At 73.2% G+C, this 15242-nt stretch carries 11 protein-coding genes; 6 read left to right on the forward strand and 5 right to left on the reverse strand.

What is annotated here, in order from left to right; all coding sequences use genetic code 11:
- Window positions 1–988: 988 nt before the first annotated feature.
- Entirely contained in the window at window positions 989–1783 is a 795-nt protein-coding gene (locus tag WME90_RS30280) for a hypothetical protein (protein WP_437275495.1), read from the reverse strand.
- 342 nt (window positions 1784–2125) lie between these two features.
- On the opposite strand from WME90_RS30280, the gene WME90_RS30285 reads away from it, so the two are divergent.
- Window positions 2126–2815 carry a hypothetical protein gene (locus WME90_RS30285; protein WP_437275496.1) on the forward strand — a complete coding sequence of 230 codons (690 nt, stop codon included), beginning with the start codon at window positions 2126–2128 and terminating at the stop codon, window positions 2813–2815.
- Window positions 2816–2881: 66 nt separating this feature from the next.
- Here the strand turns inward: WME90_RS30285 and WME90_RS30290 are convergent, their stop codons facing one another.
- Window positions 2882–3793, reverse strand: a complete 912-nt coding sequence (locus WME90_RS30290; protein WP_437275497.1) for a glutathione S-transferase family protein — start codon at window positions 3791–3793, stop codon at window positions 2882–2884.
- 330 nt (window positions 3794–4123) lie between these two features.
- Here WME90_RS30290 and WME90_RS30295 point away from each other — a divergent pair, with 330 nt between their 5' ends.
- The 4 genes from WME90_RS30295 (at window position 4124) to WME90_RS30310 (ending at window position 8631) form a co-directional block, all read left to right on the forward strand.
- Window positions 4124–5770: a long-chain fatty acid--CoA ligase gene (locus WME90_RS30295; RefSeq protein ID WP_437275498.1), complete on the forward strand. Its 1647-nt coding sequence runs from the start codon at window positions 4124–4126 to the stop codon at window positions 5768–5770.
- Between the two features lie 64 nt (window positions 5771–5834).
- The gene (locus WME90_RS30300) at window positions 5835–6296 is read left to right on the forward strand and encodes a PaaI family thioesterase (RefSeq protein WP_437275499.1); all 462 of its coding nucleotides are present in this window, start codon (window positions 5835–5837) and stop codon (window positions 6294–6296) included.
- Window positions 6297–6435: 139 nt separating this feature from the next.
- Complete coding sequence (locus tag WME90_RS30305; RefSeq protein WP_437275500.1) at window positions 6436–7476, forward strand: 1-aminocyclopropane-1-carboxylate deaminase/D-cysteine desulfhydrase; 1041 nt, start codon at window positions 6436–6438, stop codon at window positions 7474–7476.
- A 297-nt stretch (window positions 7477–7773) separates the two neighbouring features.
- A complete protein-coding gene (locus tag WME90_RS30310; RefSeq protein ID WP_437275501.1) occupies window positions 7774–8631 on the forward strand; it encodes a fibro-slime domain-containing protein in 858 nt (285 codons plus the stop codon).
- A 99-nt stretch (window positions 8632–8730) separates the two neighbouring features.
- Here WME90_RS30310 and WME90_RS30315 read toward each other — a convergent pair whose 3' ends face one another.
- A complete protein-coding gene (locus WME90_RS30315) occupies window positions 8731–11022 on the reverse strand; it encodes a M20/M25/M40 family metallo-hydrolase (protein WP_437275502.1) in 2292 nt (763 codons plus the stop codon).
- A 14-nt stretch (window positions 11023–11036) separates the two neighbouring features.
- Window positions 11037–13301: a hypothetical protein gene (locus WME90_RS30320; RefSeq protein WP_437275503.1), complete on the reverse strand. Its 2265-nt coding sequence runs from the start codon at window positions 13299–13301 to the stop codon at window positions 11037–11039.
- Window positions 13302–13648: 347 nt separating this feature from the next.
- On the opposite strand from WME90_RS30320, the gene WME90_RS30325 reads away from it, so the two are divergent.
- On the forward strand, window positions 13649–13933 hold the full coding sequence (locus WME90_RS30325; RefSeq protein WP_437275504.1) for a hypothetical protein: 285 nt from the start codon (window positions 13649–13651) through the stop codon (window positions 13931–13933).
- 34 nt (window positions 13934–13967) lie between these two features.
- Here the strand turns inward: WME90_RS30325 and WME90_RS30330 are convergent, their stop codons facing one another.
- Window positions 13968–15044 (reverse strand): SMP-30/gluconolactonase/LRE family protein, encoded by a 1077-nt coding sequence (locus WME90_RS30330; protein WP_437275505.1) that lies wholly within the window; start codon window positions 15042–15044, stop codon window positions 13968–13970.
- Window positions 15045–15242: the final 198 nt, after the last annotated feature.

The following is a 15242-nucleotide window of genomic DNA, read 5'->3' on the forward strand; positions in this document are numbered from 1 at the left end:
TCGGCTCTGCGTGGAGGGCCTCCTCCTGGCGATCCCTGATCAGCCCGAGCAAATGACGGAGCTCGCCGCTCAGCGTCGCCCGGAGCGACTCGGCGTGCTTCTGCTCGTCGCGCACGTAGGACACGACCCGATCGATGGTGTCGAACCACGCCCTGAGCTCCGCCTCGCTCGCGATGAGCTCCTGTGGCGTCACGCGACCCGACCACCACGCCCACATGAATATCGGCAGCTCGCCGTCCGCCTCGGCCTTGCTCCACGCGCTGGCCGGGCCCTCGCTCGCATCGACGCAATGCTCGACAACACCGGTATTCGGTATCGCGCAGATCCTCCCGCTCAGCGGTTCCTCGCGATCCTCCCACAAGCACCCGGACGCCGTCGCGCCGAGCGCCAGGGCGGCAAGGGCCGCCGCAACGATCGTCGCCAATCGCACGGTTCTCATCTCATTGCCTCCACCCCGCGAATTTTCTCGCCCGCGCACGCTCGCCCGCACGTTCTCCAGACGCAAGCGTCCCCACGAAAGCGGTGGGACATTGCTCAACCGCGCAGCACCCCTTGCGCGCCATTCATCCGTCCTCAACGCATGGACCGTCGCCGGACTGGGAGGTCGTTGCCTGGAGAGGGGACGAGTCCTCTGGCGCGTCCGACGGGAGTCCTCGATGACGCCCGGGGGTCGTCGTCCACCGGAGCGCAGGGGAGACAGGGAAGTGGGGCGCTCGACGCAGCACCCGCTCTGGAGGCGGCGAGCCAGGGGAAAGACGACCCTGGAGCCGCTCCGCGGGCGGCGAGCCCAGGGCGAGACGGCCCTGGAGTCGTCAGAAAGGCGATGTCCGGCGGCGCCGGAGCTGCCGATCGCTTCGGAAGGGCTGCGCCCGCGGCGACGCCGGAGGGGAACGGCTCAGAACGCGCTTTGCCGCGGGATCATCGCGTTTCCCGGCCGTGGCAGCGCGATTTGGGGAGCGTGGGGGCCGCTTTCAGGCGCGGCCGGCGGTCAGTCGCCTTCGACGGGAAGAGCCGATTCGGGCGAGGCGGGCTCCTCAGCAGGCAGCGCGTCGTCCTCCTCGGCCGCGGTCCGGCCGGGCCTGCGGCCGGACGGGCGCACCTTGGCGGCGAGATCCTCGAGGCCGGCGAACGTGAAGCTCGCGGCGAGCAGCGCGGCGCCCTGGCCGAAGCTCTTGTCGCTCTTGCGCATGGCGTTCTGCTTCGCGCGCAGCGTCGCCTCCTTCTCGCGCTCCTCGGTCGCGACCTTCGCGAGCGCCTTCTTGAGCGCCGGCAGCTCGGCCGCGATCTCGTCGGCGAGCGCGGCGCGATCGAGCTTCATCGACGCGCGCCTCGGCTTCGGGAGCTTGATCTCCGCGTCCCGCAGGGCGCTCGCGACGCGCTCGCCGGCTGTGACGAGCACGGAAGGGTCCTCGGCGACGGCCCCGTCCAGCAGCAGCTTGCGCAGGCCCGCCGGCCCGAACGCCGCGTCGACGGCGGCGCGGCCATCGACGAGCACCGAGCGCAACCGGGCGGCCGCCTCGTCGCGCGCCTCGCGGGGCGCGGCGTCGTCGGCGAGCTCGCGCTCGTGCGCGTCGTCGGCCGCCACGAGCGCGGCCGTATCCGCGGCGAGCCGGCGCGCGACGAGGCGCACGAGCAACGCCACGTCGGGCATCTTCTCGCCGGACCTCAGGCAGGGCGCGAGCTCGGCCGCAATCCCCTTCGCGATCTCGTCGGCGTGCGTCTCTGCCGACGCGGTCACGGCGCGGCTGGACTTGTCCCTGTCGGTCACCAATTTCGACGCCATGTATCCCTCCTTCTCGGGGAACGCGGCCGGAACGGCCGCGACATGACCCGACAGGCTCGTCGATCCGCGAGCGCACCGCAAGAGCCAGCCCGTCCGCCAAGAGGCGGCCCGTTCGCCGTGGGCCGTCGGCGCCGCGCTCGCGCTCGACGCTGGCGCGCGCACCCCCGCCGTGCGGGCGCAGCGCGCGCAGCCCTCCGCTCGGCGAGCAGGGAGCCCTCCTTCCGGCGACAGAGGCCTTCCTACCGGCGCCCGACGCCTTCCGTCCGGCGATTCAGGCCCTTCGCGCCGGTCCAGGCGCCGCCTCGCTTGCCGCGCCGGTCCAGGCGCCCTAAGCGCGCCGCGATGCCCACCCGCTGGCCGGATCTCTCCTCGCGTTGCGAGCGCGCTGGCCTCACGCTGCGCGGCGGGTTCCACCCCTGCGAGGGCGACGGCGTCCCGGCGGCAGGCGCTCTCCCCGCGGGGACGCTCGTCCTGCTCGGCAACGCCGGTCCGTCGATGTGGCGCGCCTTCTCGCGCGCCCGCAAGGACGCCCCCGATCTCGCGCTCGACGACTGGACCGTCGCGGTGGTGTCCCCGCTCGCGGCCGAGCTCGGCGCGACCGCCTTGTTCCCCTTCACCGGCCCTCCCTACTGGCCGTTCCAGCGCTGGGCGCAGCGGGCCGAGGCGCTGTCCCCGTCGCCCCTCGCCATCCTCATCCACCCGCGTTTCGGCCTCTGGCACGGCTACCGCGCGGCGCTCGTCTTCGCGGAGCGGCTGTCGCTCCCGCCGCGCGAGGACTTGCAGAGCCCCTGCGCCTCGTGCGCCGACCAGCCCTGCCTGAGCGCTTGTCCCGTATCTGCGTTCTCCCCCGGCAGCTACGATGTCGCCGCGTGCGTCGGCCACCTCGACGCCGGGCCCGGCGCAACGTGCATGACCGGAGGGTGCCTGTCGCGCCGCGCCTGCCCAATCGGGCAGGAGCACATCTATCCCGACGAACAGCGCCAGTTCCACATGCTCGCGTTCCGGCGCGCGACGCCGGGCTCGGGGAGATAGCGAGGACCACGGCGGCCGGCGGGGCGCGCCGCGGCGCAAGGCAGGGCGCGCTGTCCCCCGCCCGGCTCACTGTTTCTTGATGCGATATCCCGCGCGCGGGAAGTGCACCGCGATCTCCCCCACCTCCGGATCGCGGCGCCGGATCGTGATCTCGGCGGCCGAGAGCCGCACGACCACGCCCCGGCTCTCCTCTGGACCGTAATCGTCGGCCACGATCGACACCGTGTCTCCCGGCGACAGCCCCTCTCCGGTCGCGCTCTCCCCGCCGGCGACGTCGGCCGGCTCGGACGCGCGGGCCACCGCGAGCGCCTCGGCGGCTTTCATCGGTCGGACGTCGCCCGGGCCGAACGCCTCGATGCGCGCGAACCACGCCGCGAGCGCCGGCCGCGCGTCGACCGCGGCGGACAGCCTGGCGCTCTGCTTCAGGAACCAGATCGGGTGGAAGCACGCCGCGTCCGCGATGGAGAACGCGTCGCCCAGCAGGAAAGGCCGGCCGCGGAGCTGGCCCTCCAGCCGATCGAGCGAGAGCAGCGCTTGGCTCAGCGCGTGCGGTGCCGCCTGGAAGATCGCGTCCTTGCTGAATCCCGGCGACATCGCCGCGCGATCGACAAGGATGCCGGGCGGCAGGACCGAGAACATCTCCACGATCACCGGAGGTACGGCTTGCGTCCTCAATCGACGATCCGCCCAGTCCTCGATCAGCTCGGCCAGCCCGGCCTGGCCCGGCGGGATGCAGCGAGGCTCAGGCCGTATCCGCTCCAGGCGCCGCGCGATGCACGCCGTGTCACAGTAGATGTCCGCGCCGATCTGCAAGACCGGGATCCGCCGATACCCCCCCGTGAGCGGCGTCAGCTCCGGCTTCGGCGCCATCATCGGCTGCTCGACCGATCTCCACGCGATCTTCTTGTACGCGAGGATCCGGCGGATCTTCTCCGCGAAGAGCGATAACGGATAATGGTGCAGGATGAGCTCAGACATAGACTACCTCGTACGCTGGCGACCTCTCGGGTCGGCGATTCTTCGCGAATCTAATGAGGGTGCCGCGCGCCGTTCTTGGGAGATCTTGCGATCCGCCCACCCTCGCGCGCCTCGAGTCGCCGGATCAGGCCGCCGGCGCGGCGCCCGGGCGAGCAGCCCAGGGCGCCGCGCTCCCCCGCATCTCCGCACACGCATCATTCGCTGCGCCGCGCCGCCCGCGAGCCGCTAGCCTGCGCTCGGGGGGCGGCGCCGCCGTCTCACGGCGCCCTCGAAGCGCCCTCCTGACGCGATGGATCCCCGCGCCTCGCGCGGGACGAGGAGGTACCGACCATGCTCGCCGGCCGCATGATGGATTACCCGCTCACGCTGACCCACTTCCTCGACCGGGCGCGGACGTACCACGCGCGCTGCGAGATCGTGACCCAGAGCCCGGACAGGACGGTCTCCCGCTCGACCTACGCCGATCTCCACCGCCGCGCGTCCAAGCTCGCGCACGCGCTCACGCGGCTCGGCGTCCGCGCGGGTGACCGCGTCGCGACGCTCTGCTGGAACCACGCCCGGCACCTCGAGCTCTACCTCGGCGTCCCGGCCATGGGCGCGGTCCTCCACACCCTGAACCTGCGCCTCCACCCGACCGAGCTCGGGTACATCGCGGCGCACGCCGAGGACAAGGTCGTCGTCGTCGACCGCTCGCTCCTCCCCCTCTTCCGCAAGTTCGCGCCGGAGGTCCGCAGCATCCAGCGTGTCCTGATCCTCGACGACGACGGGCCCGTGGAGCCCGCGAGCGGCGACGGGCTCGATTACGAGGCGCTGCTCGCGCCCGAGCCGGATCACTTCGAGTTCCCGGCGCTGGATGAGCGCACCGCCGCCATGCTCTGTTACACGTCGGGGACGACCGGCAACCCGAAGGGCGTCGCCTACAGCCACCGCTCGATCGTGCTCCACACGCTTGTCGCCTGCATGCACGACACGCTCGGCTTCCGCGATCGCGACGTCGTCCTGCCGGTGGTGCCGATGTTCCACGCGATGGCCTGGGGGCTGCCGTACGCGGCGGTCGCGGCCGGCGCGAGGATCGTCCTCCCCGGCCCGCACCTCGACCCCGCGTCGCTGCTCGACCTCATGGCCAGGGAGCGCGTCACGTTCGCCGCGGGCGTCCCCACGATCTGGCTCGGCATCCTCGCGCTCCTCGACGAGCACCCGAAGCGCTGGGATCTCTCGTCGATGCGCTCCATGGTGATCGGCGGCTCGGCGGCGCCCCCCGCGCTCATCGACGGCTTCCGCGCGCGCCACGGGCTCGTGGTCCTCCACGCCTGGGGGATGACCGAGACCAACCCGCTCGGCACCGTGGCCCACGTCCGGAGCAGCCTTGGCGGCCTCGCCGAGGACCCGGCCGCCTCGCTCGAGACGCGCGCGTCGCAGGGCTACGCGGTCCCGTTCGTCGATCAGCGCCACGTCGGGCCCGATGACCGGCCGCTGCCCTGGGACGGCAGGACGATGGGCGAGCTCGAGGTGCGGGGCCCCTGGGTCGCCTCGTCGTACTTCGGCGGCGAGGGCGAGGACCGCTTCACGAAGGACGGCTGGTTCAAGACCGGCGACGTCGTGACGATCGACGGCGACGGGTACATGCGCATCACGGATCGCTCCAAGGACGTGATCAAATCGGGCGGCGAGTGGATCAGCTCGGTCGCGCTCGAGAACGCGCTCATGAGCCACCCGGCCGTCCTGGAGGCCGCGGTGTTCGCGGCGCGCCACCCGCACTGGGGCGAGCGCCCGCTCGCCGCGATCGTCCTGCGGCAGGGCCAGAGCGCCTCGAAGGAACAGCTCCACGCCCTCCTCGAGCCGCGCTTCGCGAGGTTCTGGCTCCCTGACGAGTACCTCTTCGTCGAGCGGATCCCGCGCACATCGACCGGCAAGTTCCTCAAGTCGAAGCTGCGCGAGGAGTTCGCCGATCTCCTGGAAAAGAAGGCCTCGGGCTGACGCGCCCGCGCGCCCGGAGAGAAATCGCCCGAGGCCCCAGGGGCGCGTGTACTACGCTGCCGCCATGCCTAAGGGGGAATCCGACGACTTCGCCGCCGCGCTGAACGCCGCGGCCATCGACGGCTGGATGAGCGCCATGGGGCTCCGGCTGATCCGCGCGACGGGCGACGAGGTGGAGGCCGAGCTCGACATCGGGCCGCAGCACCGGCAGGCCTACGGCATCGTCCACGGCGGCGTCCACGCGGGCATCGTCGAGACGCTGGCGTCGATCGGCGCCGCGCTCCACGCCCTGCCGGACGGCCGCTCGGTCGTCGGGCTCGAGAACCACACGAGCTTCCTGCGCGCGGTCCGGTCGGGGCGGCTCCGCGCCACCGCGCGTCCGCTCGACCGCGGGCGGCGCACCCAGGTCTGGGAGGGCTCGGTCTACGACGAGGAAGGCCGGCTCTGCGCCTCCGGGCGCGTGCGCCTGCTCGTCCTGGAGCCGGACGCGACGCTCGCAGGGCAGCGCGCCGGCGCGCCAGGGTGACCGCCGACCGCGCGCGCCTGACCGGCGAACCGCCTGGCCGCCTGACGCTTTGATGGATCGATCGCCCGATTGCCCGATCGCCTGACCGCCTTACACCCTCCGCGAGGTGCCCCCGTTGCGCGACGAAGCCGCCCTTCGGATGATCGACCGCATTCCCAGGCTCGGCTGGATCGGCGCGCCCTCGCCGGTCACGGCGCTGCCGCGGCTCGCCTCCGCGCTGGGCCTCGAGTTCCTCGGCGTCAAGCGCGACGACCTCTGCGAGCCCCTCCACGGCGGGATGAAGATGCGGAAGCTCGACTACGTGCTCGCCGCGCCCCCCTTCTCGACCGCGGCGGCGTGGTCCGCGGGGGGCGGCATCGGCTCGGGCAACGTGGCGGCGCTCGTCGCCGCGGCGCAGCGGCTCGGCCGGCGGGTCCACGCGCACCTCTTCTGGACCGACCTCTCCAAGGGCGTGATCGACAACCTCGCGTTCACCGCCTCGGGGCCGACGTCGATCCGCTTCTATCCGTCGCGGATCGCGCTCGCCCTCGCGCGCCCGTCGCTCTTCCTGCCGCTCCGCGCGCGGGACGACGACGGCGCGGCGATCGTGCCGCTCGGCGCCACGTCGGCGCTCGGCATGGTGGGCGCCGCGCGCGCGGCGCTCGAGCTCTGCGCGCAGATCCGGGCCGGCGAGCTCCCCGAGCCCGCGCGCGTCTACGTGCCGTTCGGCTCCGGCGGCACCGCCGCCGGGCTCGCCGTCGGGCTCGCGCTCGGCGGCCTGCGATCGCGGGTCGTGGCCGTCGCCGTGGTCGAGCGCCTCCTCGCCTCGCGCTTCCGGCTCCGCGCCCTCACCGCCGAGCTCCGCGCCGCGCTCGCGCAGAAGGGCGTCGCGCCCGTGCCCCCCGCGGCGCCGATCGACGTCGTCCACGGCTACCTGGGCCGCGGGTACGGATCGCCCACGCCCGCGTCGCTCGCCGCCTGCGACGCCCTCGCCGCCGAGGGCATCTCGCTGGAGCCGGTCTACACCGGCAAGGCCATGGCCGCGCTCATGGCGCACGCGCGGGAGCGCCCGCTCGGCCCGGTGCTGTTCTGGCAGACCGCGCGGCGCGAGCCCCTGCCCCGGAGCGACGGTTTCTGCGAGCGGCTCCCGGCCGCGCTGTCGCGGCGCCTCGGCGCCCACTGCGGCGGCGGATCTCGATAAACGACCTACATCCCGGCGCCTCTCCGGCGCTCCGCGGCCGGCGCGCTGCTGCACTTTTCTGCGCTTCGGCCTCGAGCTGCGCTGCCAGGGCACGGCGCCAATTTTCTGGATCGCACAGCCATTGAGGCGAGATAGAATTGCGGGATTGCTCGCGCCCTCGGCGACCGCCCATCCTGGCGCCCGTCACGCCGCGACCCGCGCGCAAACTATGCGCAAACGACGCGCAGACCACGCGCGAACCACGTAGAACCGACGCGCAGACCGCGCACGATATCCCCCTACAGAAGGAGTCTTCACATGCTTAGACCGCTACATTCGAACTGGTGTGCTCCGCTCGCGACGATGCTGGTGTTGGCCGGGGTCGCGTGCGGGGGTGGCACCGACGGAGCAGACGGCTCCAGCGACAGCGCCGGCGCCGGGTACGGCTCGAGCACGGGCGGCGACGACTTCGGGTCCGGCGTATCGGCGGGCGCGGGCAACGGGAGCGGCAGCAGCGGCAGCGGCAGCGGGTGCGACGCGAACCTCACGGGCATCGTGCGCGACTTCCGCGCCTACGAGGGCGGCGAGGGGCACCCCGACTTCGAGACGTTCACGGGCCAGGGCCTGAAAGGCATCGTCGAGCGCGAGCTGGGCCCGGATCAGAAGCCCGTCTACGCGCACGAGGGGGGCACCGAGCACACGACCGGTCCGGACGAGTTCAATCAGTGGTACCGCGACGTCGACGGCGTGAACATGCCGATCCAGTTCACGATCACGCCCGAGGTCGGCGCGAACGGCATTGCCACGTACGAGAACCGGGCCTTCTTCCCCATCGACAAACAGGGCTTCGGGAACGAGGGGAGGAATCACAACTTCCACTTCACGTTCGAGCTCCACATGAAGTTCGTGTACAAAGGCGGCGAGGAGTTCAGGTTCTCCGGCGACGACGATCTCTGGGTGTTCATCAACAACCGGCTCGCCATCGATCTGGGCGGCCTCCACGGCCCGCAGGACGACAGGCTCGTTCTCGACGCGATGGCAAACGAGCTCGGGATCACGCCCGGCCAGGAGTACCCGCTCGACTTCTTCCACGCCGAGCGGCACACGTCGGAGTCGAACTTCACCATCCAGTCGACGCTCGCGTTCACGAACTGCGAGCCCATCTTCGTCGACTGATCCCGCTCGACTGATCCCGCTCGACTGATCCCGCGCCGCGAAGGCGGCGGGCCCGCTCCCGGCCCGGCCGCCTGGCTCGGTCAGGTCTTGTCCGGCGCTCTAGGGCCTGAACGATCCGCTGACGAACGTCGAATCGGCGAGGCGGTACGGCACGCCCATGATCTCCCTGGGCTTCGGGCCGCGCAGGAGCTCGCGCGGGAGCTCGTAGGTCTGGTCCATCAACCGGATCTCGATCGGCCCGGAGTCCTCGACCTCCAGCGACCACTCGATACCTCCCGGCGGCAAACCCATGTAAGTGAACCCCCAGCGGACACCCGCCTTCGCGTCCGCGCCGCGGACCGGCTCCTCCACGCCCTTGCCGTCCACCTCGGCGCGGACCACCCGGTTCGGCGACGTCAGCTCGGCGAACAGCCAGGGGGCTCCCCGGGGCGAGGCGACGCGGAGCCGGAGCGCCCGCACGCCGTCGCGCCGGACATCGCCGAGCACCGTGAGCGACGGCGTCGGGAGCGCGAGGGCCGGCGCCTCGCCCTGGCGCGTCACGCGCACGAACGGCACGGCGAACGACGGCGCCTGCCCGCGATCGTCCGGGAAGTACGCGGCGGTCCAGGGGTCGAGGTCGCGGTCGGCCGAGAGCCAGTGGGCCTCCCCGGCGGCGGCGTCGAGCGCGTAGGCGAGGCTCGCCGGCCGGGGCCGCGCCTCGGTGAAGCCCGCGGCGGCGCAGGCCACGAGGAGCGACGCCAGGCCCGGGACGGCGAACGCGAGCGCGAGCCGCCGCGAGCGGCCGCCGCCGAGCAGCTCGGCGTGCGGCAGGAAGAGACCGAAGACGAGCGCGACGGCGAGGGCAGGCACCGCCGCCTTCGGCAGGCCCAGCGCGACGAAGAACAGGTACGGGCCGGGCACCGCCAGCGCGACCGCCGGCACCGCGGTCGCGACGAGGAGCGCGGCGTCCGCGAGCGTGGGCGGGGCGTCGCCGCGCCGGATCGTCACCGCCGCGAGCCCGAGCAGGGCGAACGCGAGCGGCCAGGCGAAATAGAAGCTCGCGCCCGGCATGAGGAGGCTCGCCGCGAGGAGGAGCAGCAGCCACAGGAGCAGCGCGCCGAGCGCGAGCTCGCAGGCGCCGAGGCGCCGCCGGAAGTACCGGTAGCCCGCCGACGAGGCCGCGAGCGCGGCGAGCGCGAGCGCGAGCCGGTACACGGGCGCGTTGTACGGCTCGAACGGCATCACCCGCAGGACCGGGTGCAGGGCGCGGAGGATCCACGCGAGCCCGCCCACGGCCGCGGCGGCGCCGAGGAGCAGCGCCACGAAGGCGAGGAGCCCCGCGGCGATCCGGCCCGGGGAAGCGGCCCGCCGCCGCCCCGCGTGGACGACCACGCCGGCGAACAGGCAGGTGACGAGCGCGGCGATCGGGAGCGCCCAGCCGATCGGGTACGAGACGATGTGGGCGCCCCACGTGTTGAAGTACACCGCATCTCCGCGCCCGAGCTCCCGCAGGTCGAGCGCGCCGAAGCGCCGCGCGAGCGAGAGCGCGTAGTCGCCGGCGTGCTGCACGCTCCGGAGGTCGAGGTTGTCCACGGTGTCGGACGGGGCGTGGTAGTGCGCGGCGTCGTCGGAGAAGGCGAAGTTGAGCCCGGGGATGCCGGCCCGCTTGAAGACGCTGAGATCGGTGCTGTGGCCCATGCGCCGCGCGACCTCCGGGAAGAGCGACGACGCCACGGGGTAGGCCGCGGCGCTGGCGAGCTCGCGGACGGGGAAGGCGTCGCCGGGCCCGGTGTCGAACATCGCGACAACGCCGCCGGCCCCGCGGGCGTCGAAGTTGAGCGCCATCCCCACCTCGCCCCGCAGCGGGTGCTCGTCCATGAACGCCTTGCCCCCGAGGACGCCTCCCTCCTCCGCGTCGGTGAACAGGAGCAGCACGTCGTTGCGCAGCGGGGGGCCGCTCTTCAGGGCGCGCAGCGCTTCCAGGAGCGCCGCCACCCCGCTGCCGTCGTCGGCGGCCCCCGGGCTGCCGGGCACCGAGTCGTAGTGCGCGACGAGCGCGACAGCCCGGGTGCTGTCCGCGCCCGGCAGCCGCGCCACGATGTTCTCGACGTGCGCGGCGTCGTACGGCAGGCCCCACTGCCGGCTGAGGACCGAGGCGCGCTGGACCTCGGCCCGCACGCCGAGCTCCGAGAGCTCCGCGAGCAGGTAGTCGCGCGCCCGCCGGTGCCCCGCCGAGCCGGTGGGGCGCGGCTCGGCGGCGAGGTGCACGAGGTGCGCCCTGGCCCGCTCGGCCGAGAACACCTCGAGCGGGGCGCTCGCCGCGACGACGTCGGGAGGGCTCAGCTGCGCGATGCGGAGCGCGACCAGCGCGAGGAGCGCGAGGGCCACGGCGAGACGAGGCGACCACGCCATGGCTGCGGTCGACCTCAGCGCGCCCGCGCGGGCGGCTCGCCCTGGACGCCCTCTTCGTCGGGCCTGCGGGCGAGTCGCGCGGCCGCGCGCCGGTAGAGCTCCGTGAGCGGCGCGCGGTGCGCGGCGAGGAGCACCGTCGCCCCGGCCAGCCACAGGAGCACGAGCGGCACGAGCGCCGAGAGCGTCGTGTAGACGAGCACGGGGCGGAAGGCGCGCTCGCGCGTGACGAGCTCGCGGCGCGCCTGGACGGCCCGCTCGTAGTCCGGGAGCGACAGCGCGACCGGCGTCACCCCCTCCAGCACGGCGCCTCCAGGGGCGAGCGCGCTTCCGCCGCCCTTGGCCAGGTCGTCATCCTTGGCCCTGCGCGCGACGCCGGGCGCCGACGCCGGCGCATCGCTGTACGACGTAGCGTTCCATCGCTCCGCCTTGTAGCGCCCCGCCGAGACCGCGAAGAGCCCGACAAGGAGCGCCATGCCGCCCATGCCGAGCAGCACCACCATCGCGGCGGCGCGGCCCCGGCCCCCGAGGAGCCGCCCCGCGAGCCACGCGGCCACGGCCGTCGCGATGCCGACCACGAGCGCCACGAACGTGGCAGGCGCCAGGAACCACAGGCCCGCCATGAGCACCCCGCCCAGCGCGCGCAGCGCGCGCACGCGCCCGCGGCTCGTCGCCCCGCCGGGTCGAACGGCGATCCACGCCGCCACGAAGCCGATCGCCACCGCGAACGCGTCGCCCGCGTCCGCGAACCACACCGGCCGGTCGCCGCCGAGCAGCGCGAGCGGCACAACGCGCTCGGGCAGCCCGACCGTGAGCGCCACCTCGCTCGCCGTGAGCGGATAGCTCGGCATCGGCAGCTCCAGGGATCCCCCGAGCGAGTGCACCGCCGCCTGCGCCAGCGACTGCACCTGGATCGCGTGGCTCCCCGTCTGCAGCGGCACGAGCACCTCCTCCGCGGCCTTGCCCTGGTGCATGATCCGCTGGGCCTTCCCGTCGGTGGCGAGGTAGATCGGCCGCGCGCCCGGCGCGTAGGTCAGGTAATCGATGCCGTTGTTCTCGTAGGTCAGCGCGTCGTCGGCCACGAGGTCCCCGCGCTCGGTGAGGACCAGGGTGCGGCGGTGCGAGCGCACCACCGCGGCGAGGACCTCGACGCCCGCGAGCGGCTCGACCGCGACCTCGACGCGCTGCCCTCGCTGCACGAGCAGGAGCCGCGACGTCGCCTGGGTCCGCGGGATCGGCGACTCGGCGGCGTCGACCTGGCGCCCGTCGCCCGTCACGGTGAGGCGGTGCTCCGCGTCGGACTCGAACAGCCACCACTCGTAGGCGGAGCGCGGATCGGGCGAGAAGGCGCCGACCTTCGGGAGCGTGCCCGAGATCTTCATCTCCGCGGCGCGGCCCGACGTGGGCAGCACGAGCTCCCCGCCCTCGACCCTGAAGCCGCTCGCGCCGGCGACGTCGAGCACCTTCTCCCCGAACGCGAGCGGCAGGCGCACGACGCCGAGGTCGCTGCCCGACCGCATGACGAGCCGGTACTCGAAGCCGATCTCCCGACCGACCCGCACCGCGCGCGACAGCTGGAAGACCGTGGGGCCCGCGCTCTGCGTCCCGCCCCCCTCGGGCGTGAAGTGGAGCGTCGCGTCGCGGAGCCCCGAGAGCCGCGTGCCCTCGGCGACGGAGCCGCCGGTGATGTCGGCCTCGAAGCTGTTGAGCGGACCGGCGACAAGGAGCGTGAGATCGCCCTCGAGCGACAGGGAGCCCCGGAGCACGAAGCGGCGCGCGGCCGTCCAGAGGTAGTAGTGGTCGGCCTCGAAGCTGATCGGCGCGGCCTCGCGGCGCGACGCGGGCCGTCCATCGTCGAGCGTGGCCTCGATGCGGAGGTGCTCCGGCTTCCCGAAGAGCGGCACGGCCACGGGGCCGTCCGTGAGCACGCCGCCCGAGAGCTCGAACTGGAGCGGCCCCTCGCCCACCTCGCCGGTGATGCGCAGCCGATCGAGCGCATAACAGCGCTCCTCGCACCGCCCCGAGGCGCCGCGCTGGTCGACCCAGCGAGAGAGCATCTCGAGCTGTCCTGCCCACGAATCCGGCGGAGGCCCGTGCGCCTGCGCCGGCGTCGCGGCGCTCTTCGACGCAGGCGCCGCGGGCGCCGCGCCTGCAGCCGGCGCCGCCGTCGGCTCGCCCGGGGCCTGCCCCATCGAGAGCGAGGGAACTGCGAGCAGCGACAGCACCACGAGAAGCCACAACAGCGTTGACGGCGTGGCCTTGTTCCAGCGCGCGAGCGACATGGGGCGACTCCCTTCCTTGACCTGCCGAGCGAACGCGATGGCCGCCGCAGCGTCCTCATCAAACAACCTAGGGAAAACCGACTGCAACAAAATCGACATGAGGCCTTGACAGTTAACGCGTCGCGTCGCAGTGTCGTGGCGTCGCGATTGTGCCTCCGACAAAGCCACAAGGTGGCTCTGCTCGCGGGCACGGCCGTGCGGCGAGGCCCTCCTCGCTCCAGTGCACATCGCGTCTTGCGAGCCCGCGAGTGCGGGCGACGCGCGGGGCACGGGGGTCAACGTTCGATTCATCATTGCTGTACGCCCGCGGTCGTCGCGGGGGGACATACCGAAGTGGGAGGCAGACCATGAGTGAGACCCAGAGCATCACGGAGCCGAAGGCCGAAAACAGCGTGAACGGGGCCGCCGGGCCCGCGCAGGCCGCGGACGCCAGCGGGGCGCAGGCGGTCAAGCCGCCTTTCGTCGAGACGCTGCGCGAGCTGGGCACCTCCTGGGCAGAGGTGGCCATCGGGTATGGACGGATCGCGCTCGAGGGCGCCGCGCGGGCCCTCGATCGGACGGCGGTGAGGCTCGGCGAGCTTCAAGGGAAGCTCAAGAAGGGTGAAGTGGCCGCGGCCGAAGGCGTTCGCTGAGCCCACCCTCCAGCGCGCCTCCGGGGAGCGTTCATCACGGCGCTTCCAGCGGCGCGGGGACCGACGCGCCGGCGATGCCGACGGCAACGGCGTAGAGCGAGCCGGCTGCGCCTCCGACATAAAGGGTCCTCGTATCGAAGCCCGGACCCGCCCCGAACTGCGCATTGGCCACCCCGGTCGGAAAGCGCGCCAGGAGCTCCGCCTCTCCCAGGGCGGCACCGCCCGCATCGAGCCGCACCCGATAGAGCGTCCGGTTCTCGTTATCGACCGTGTAGAGGTGACCACACGTGTCGAGGACGAGTCCGTCGAGCACGGACGAAGCGACCGTGACCACGAGCAAGGGAGGCTCGCCAGGGTTGGCGAGGTTGATCCTGCGGATTTCGCCAGCAGAGGAGTTTGTGTAGAAAACGGCCCTTCGCGTCGGGTCGAAAACAATTCCGTTCGGCTTGCTCACCTCGGGGGCGCCGCTCGCGATCTCATCGACCGTGGCATTCGGATTGATGCGAATCACCCGGTCGCCGGCGGTTGCCCAGACGTTGCCCTGCGCGTCCGGAGCGAGGCCGTTCGGGTCCGCGAGGCCTGCTACGTAATCGCCGACGACGCCGGACGCCGAGACCTGGACCACGGCGCTCCGGGTCGGCAGCGCCGCCACGAGGGTCCCGTTGGAGCGGTACCGCAGCCCGAGCACGGTGCCGGGCAGGGACGCGAAGTTCGAGGTCCGGCCCGTGGCGTCGAAGCGAACGAGGTTTGGCCCCTGCTTGGCGACGAGGTAGCCCTGGCCGTCGAACGCGAAGTCGTCGCTGCCGCTGAACACGTCCGTGACCAGCACCGGCTCGAGGGGCCCGGGCGCGAGCGCCGCGCACTCGCCGCTCGGCCCCGCGCCCGCGCCCGCGGCGACTCCTGCCGCCCCGCCGCCTTCTCCGGCGCCCACCGCCCCGCCGCCCTCTCCGGCGCTCGCCGCCCCGCCCCCGCCTTCTCCGGCGCCCGCGTCCGCGCCCGACGTCGCGCTCGCCCCGCCGTGCGGCTCGGCGCCCACGTGGCCGCCGCTGCACGCTGACGGCGCCCCGGACAGGAGCAGCGCCCAGCCGAGCAGCCGGTACCCTCGCTTCATCTAGTGTCTCGCCTCCTCCCAGCGAACACTACACGCCGCCCCCCCGCATTGCCTACTTTCGACGGCGCGCGCCCGGAGCGCGAAGGCGGCTGTCGCGACGCGGCATCGGAGCCGACGCGGGGCGCGGAGCGGGGCACAATCCCGAGGAGACAGCGCGAGGGCCGCCCGCGCGAGGCCGCCGCGACGCGGCGCAGGAGT

Origin of the sequence: Sorangium sp. So ce375 (assembly GCF_051473855.1) — a bacterium.
In the GTDB taxonomy this organism is placed as follows: Bacteria; Myxococcota_A; Polyangia; order Polyangiales; family Polyangiaceae; genus Sorangium.

Excerpts from the sequence above, each read along its gene's own strand:
- WME90_RS30315 (WP_437275502.1), bottom strand. The coding sequence starts at position 11,022 with ATGGCGTGGTCGCCTCGTCTCGCCGTGGCCCTCGCGCTCCTCGCGCTG.
- WME90_RS30320 (WP_437275503.1), bottom strand. The coding sequence starts at position 13,301 with ATGTCGCTCGCGCGCTGGAACAAGGCCACGCCGTCAACGCTGTTGTGG.
- WME90_RS30295 (WP_437275498.1), top strand. The coding sequence starts at position 4,124 with ATGCTCGCCGGCCGCATGATGGATTACCCGCTCACGCTGACCCACTTC.
- WME90_RS30290 (WP_437275497.1), bottom strand. The coding sequence starts at position 3,793 with ATGTCTGAGCTCATCCTGCACCATTATCCGTTATCGCTCTTCGCGGAG.
- WME90_RS30310 (WP_437275501.1), top strand. The coding sequence starts at position 7,774 with ATGCTTAGACCGCTACATTCGAACTGGTGTGCTCCGCTCGCGACGATG.
- WME90_RS30300 (WP_437275499.1), top strand. The coding sequence starts at position 5,835 with ATGCCTAAGGGGGAATCCGACGACTTCGCCGCCGCGCTGAACGCCGCG.
- WME90_RS30280 (WP_437275495.1), bottom strand. The coding sequence starts at position 1,783 with ATGGCGTCGAAATTGGTGACCGACAGGGACAAGTCCAGCCGCGCCGTG.
- WME90_RS30285 (WP_437275496.1), top strand. The coding sequence starts at position 2,126 with ATGCCCACCCGCTGGCCGGATCTCTCCTCGCGTTGCGAGCGCGCTGGC.
- WME90_RS30305 (WP_437275500.1), top strand. The coding sequence starts at position 6,436 with ATGATCGACCGCATTCCCAGGCTCGGCTGGATCGGCGCGCCCTCGCCG.
- WME90_RS30330 (WP_437275505.1), bottom strand. The coding sequence starts at position 15,044 with ATGAAGCGAGGGTACCGGCTGCTCGGCTGGGCGCTGCTCCTGTCCGGG.
- WME90_RS30325 (WP_437275504.1), top strand. The coding sequence starts at position 13,649 with ATGAGTGAGACCCAGAGCATCACGGAGCCGAAGGCCGAAAACAGCGTG.